Annotated in this window: 3 protein-coding genes and 1 pseudogene; 2 read left to right on the top strand and 2 right to left on the bottom strand. The window is 64.4% G+C overall.

Annotation, left to right across the window (positions count from 1 at the left end):
- Nucleotides 1-291, bottom strand: a pseudogene (locus IC66_RS0118210) (ABC transporter permease); the annotation flags it as partial.
- A 273-nt stretch (nucleotides 292-564) separates the two neighbouring features.
- On the bottom strand, nucleotides 565-2115 hold the full coding sequence (locus tag IC66_RS0118205; protein WP_028139873.1) for an ABC transporter substrate-binding protein: 1551 nt from the start codon (nucleotides 2113-2115) through the stop codon (nucleotides 565-567).
- A gap of 215 nt (nucleotides 2116-2330) precedes the next feature.
- Here IC66_RS0118205 and IC66_RS0118200 point away from each other — a divergent pair, with 215 nt between their 5' ends.
- Both IC66_RS0118200 and IC66_RS0118195 read left to right on the top strand, forming a co-directional pair.
- Complete coding sequence (locus IC66_RS0118200; protein WP_028139874.1) at nucleotides 2331-2969, top strand: TetR/AcrR family transcriptional regulator; 639 nt, start codon at nucleotides 2331-2333, stop codon at nucleotides 2967-2969.
- A gap of 247 nt (nucleotides 2970-3216) precedes the next feature.
- On the top strand, nucleotides 3217-3803 hold a 587-nt coding region (locus IC66_RS0118195), incomplete at its 3' end, for a DUF3313 domain-containing protein (protein WP_049806558.1).

The following is a 3803-nucleotide window of genomic DNA, read 5'->3' as shown; positions in this document are numbered from 1 at the left end:
CAGCCGCTCGCCGATCAGCTTTGCGACCGGCGCCTGCTGGCGGAAGGAGAAGCCGAGGTCGAGGGTGACGACGCCCTTGACGTAGAGGAAGAGCTGCTCCGGCAGCGGCTTGTCGAGGCCGAATTTCTCCCTGAGCTGCTTGACGAAGATCTGGTCACTGGCCCCGGCCTCGCCCGCCATCACCACCGCGGGGTCGCCCGGCGCAAGCCGGATCAGGAAGAAATTGAGGACGACGATCGCAAGCAGGACGATCACGCCCTTGAGGACACGCTGAGCGACGAATGAGAGCATACTTAGAGTGACGCTTGTTTGACGAGAGGGTCGCCGCAGCGACGATGCGCTCCCTCTCCCGCTTGCGGGGGAGGGTAGGGGTGGGGGTGTTTCCGCAGAGAAGGTCCCCGAGCGGAGAAAGCCCCCACCCGCCGCGCTCGGGACGATGCTTCGCATCGCCCGGCGCGCGTCGACCTTCCCCGCAAGCGGGAGAGGTGCACCTTTTCCGTGGCTCGGACGGCAATCATTCGGCGAAAGCTACAGCACGAGAGACCAGACGCGAAGCGCCCCTCCTCACTTGTCGAGCCATGCGTCCTTGAAGCCGTCATTGACCCCGATCCCCGTGGTGATCAGGTTCTTGACCTTGCAGCGCATGATGGTCGGGAATTGCAGCTCGAGCATCCAGGCCACCGGCACGTCTTCGACCAGGATCTTCTGCGCCTTCTCGTAGATCTCCTTGCGCTTGGAGTCCGGCGTTGCGACGGCGCCGTCGGCGAACAGCTTGTCGATCTCGGGGTTGGAGTAGCCCTCGACGTTGTTGAAGACTTGGCCCTTGGCGATGGCGCTGGAGACGTAGTTTCGGCCGACGCCGAGCGCGGGATCGCCATACTGGTAGAGATAGGTGAAGGCGATGTCGTAGTCCCAGTCGCCGATCTTCTGGTTGCCGCCGGCGACGTCGGTGGCGATGGTCTCGATGTTGATGCCGACGTCCTGGAGGTTTTGCTTCACCGCTTCACCCCAGCGCTGCCAGGTCTCGCCATAAGCGAGCGGCAGCAGGCGGATCTTCTCGCCCTTGTAGCCGGCTTCCTTCAAGAGGGCCTTGGCCTTGGCCGGGTCGTACGGATATTTCGGCACGTCGTCAGTATAGTATTTGATGGTCGAGGCGGAGGGGCCGGTCGCGACCTTGCCGAGCCCGTTCCAGATCACGTCCTTGGCGAATTCGCGGTCGATCGCATACATGACCGCCTGCCGCACCCGCTTGTCGGCGAGCGGGCCCTGGCGGTTGTTGAGCCACAGCCAGGCCAGCGGCGAGAAGAACTCCCAGCCGGCGCCGGTGACGCAGGTGTCCTTCAGCTTGGACAGCCTGGGCACGTCGAAGTTCTCGACCGAGCCGCCGGGCAGCACGTCGACCTTGCCAGTCTCGTAGGCCACCGAGCGCGCGGCGGCGTCGGGAATGATCTGCCAGTAGATCTCGTCGAGATAGGGTTTGCCCTTCTCGTGATAGTTCGGGTTCTTGGCCAGGCGAATGAACGAGCCCTTCTGCCATTCCTTGAACATGAAGGGGCCGGTGCCGACCGGGGCGTTGTTGTAGGGATTGGTCTTCCAGTCGGTGCCGTCATAGAGATGCTTCGGCACCATCGGCATCGAGCCGACCTCGAAGATGCCGAGGAACGGGCCGAACGGCTGCTTGAGCGTGAAGACGACCGTGTAGTCGTCGGGCGCCTCGACCTTGTCGACCTGCGCGAGGTTGTTGCGGGCGCGCGCGTGGGTCTGCTTCAGCATCTCGACCGAGAACAAGACGTCGGCGGCGGTGAAAGGCTTGCCGTCATGCCAGGTGACGCCCTTCCGGAGCTTGAAGGTGTAGGTCTTGGCGTCCTCGCTGACGCTCCAGCTTTCGGCGAGCTCCGGCTGCGGTTCGAGCTTTGGGCTGTAGCGCAGCAGCCCTTCGAAGATGTTGCCCGACACCATCTGCACCGGGCCGTTCTGGACCATCGCCAGCATCAGGCCGGGCGGCTCAGGCTGGATCACCGCATTGATCACACCTCCCGTCTTCGGCTCTTGCGCCAGTGTCGGGGCCGTGAGGCCGCACGCCAGGAGGAGACCAAGCAACACTCGTTTCGGCATGTCGTATCTTTCTCAAGCGAGACCAGCCGTCAACGCTTCGCACGTCATGGCGCGCAAAGCTACGGCCGGCCCATCCCAGTCCCCATCCGGTATCGAGGCTCACACAGTCCCGTTCGGCGCCGCAAGATGAAAGTCGCGACAGTGTTCGCACAAAAAATGTACAGCGCGTCCTGTTTTCACTTGATTCATCGTCGTGCCGCGGAGACAAGTCGGCGATGGACAATGCCACGCGCTCCGAACGGTCCCGCAATGCTGCGCTCGAAGCAGCCATCGCGATCATCGCGCGCGACGGGCCGGGCCGGTTGACGCTCGATGCGATTGCGCGCGAGAGCGGGCTGAGCAAGGGCGGCGTGATGCATCAGTTCCGCACCAAGGAGGCGGTGCTGAAGGCACTCCTCGAGCGGCAGATGGCGCATTTCGAGGAGTTCTCGACGCGTTATATGGCGAAGGCGGGCGAGACCTCCGCGAATCCCAATCTGGCGACCCAGCTGGCCACGGTGCGCGAAGCGGCGACGTCGCCGAATTCCGCCGCGCTGGCGCTGGTTGCGGCCATGGTGGAGAATCCGCGTCTGATGGCGCTGCCGCGCGAGCGCGAGATGGAGCGGATGGCCGCGATCAGGGAAGAGGCCACGGATCCCGATCTCGCGATGCTGCGCTGGGCCGGAGCGATGGGACTGCTATTGAGTTCGCTGTTCGGCATGTCGCCGCTCAGCAAGGACGAGCACCAGCGACTGTTCGCGCGCCTGCTCGACGATGCGCAGTGGACCAGCCTCGAACAACCGGCCGCAAAACGTGCCGCCAAATCCGGAACTGCAGCGGTCGCGAAGGCTGCAACCCGGCGCAAACGCGCCTGATTCATCGTTAACGAATTCGAACCGGGCCTGCCCAAAGCCGCGCCTGCGGCCAAATGCGTCAGGACGTGACTTTCGAACTTTACAAACCGTCTGGTCGGTTTTATAAGACCGGGCACTGAGGCAGCCCAACGCTTCCGAAACGCCCCGGACGAAGCCGAGGGTTGGCAATGGTGAGCCCCGCAGCCGCGTCCGGTCCCTGACGTGGCTGCGGTCGCCATCGCCTGAGCAGTGCCAAGAGGAGTCTGGAATGAATCGCTCGATCGCGGTGCGCGGTCCGGGAACGCTGGTGCTTTGCGTGGCCGTGGCCGGCTGCGCGTCGATCGCGCCGGTGCCCTATTCGGAGATGGCGTCCTCGGCCTACATGGCGCCGGACAAATCGGACGTCTCCGGCCGCGTACCCTACCGCTATTCCACGCCGGTCGACTGGCGCACCTATAGCAAAGTGATCCTCGATCCCGTCGTGGTCTATCGTGGCCGGGATCATCAGTTCGGCGACATGTCCGGCAAGGACAAGGCGACGCTCGCTGCCTACATGCAGAACTGTTTCGCCGACCGGCTGCGCGGCCGCTTCGTGCTGGTGCGCGAGCCGGGGCCGAACACGCTGCGGATCAGGCTGACACTCACCGGCGCCGTCGCCAACACGCCGGTGCTCGGCACGCTCTCGCGCTTCGACCTTGCCGGCGCCGTCTACAACGGCGTGCAGGCGGCGCGCGACGGCGAGGGGACGATGACCGGCTCGGTCGTCTACGGCGTCGAGATCTTCGACGCAACGACCTCGCGGCTGCTCTCCGCCTACGTCACCAAGCAATACCCCGCTGCCTACGACATCAAGGC

The sequence above is a fragment of the Bradyrhizobium genomosp. III genome (assembly GCF_000261705.1).
Lineage (GTDB): Bacteria > Pseudomonadota > Alphaproteobacteria > Rhizobiales > Xanthobacteraceae > Bradyrhizobium > Bradyrhizobium ottawaense.
This window is presented reverse-complemented; position numbering and strand designations above follow the sequence as displayed.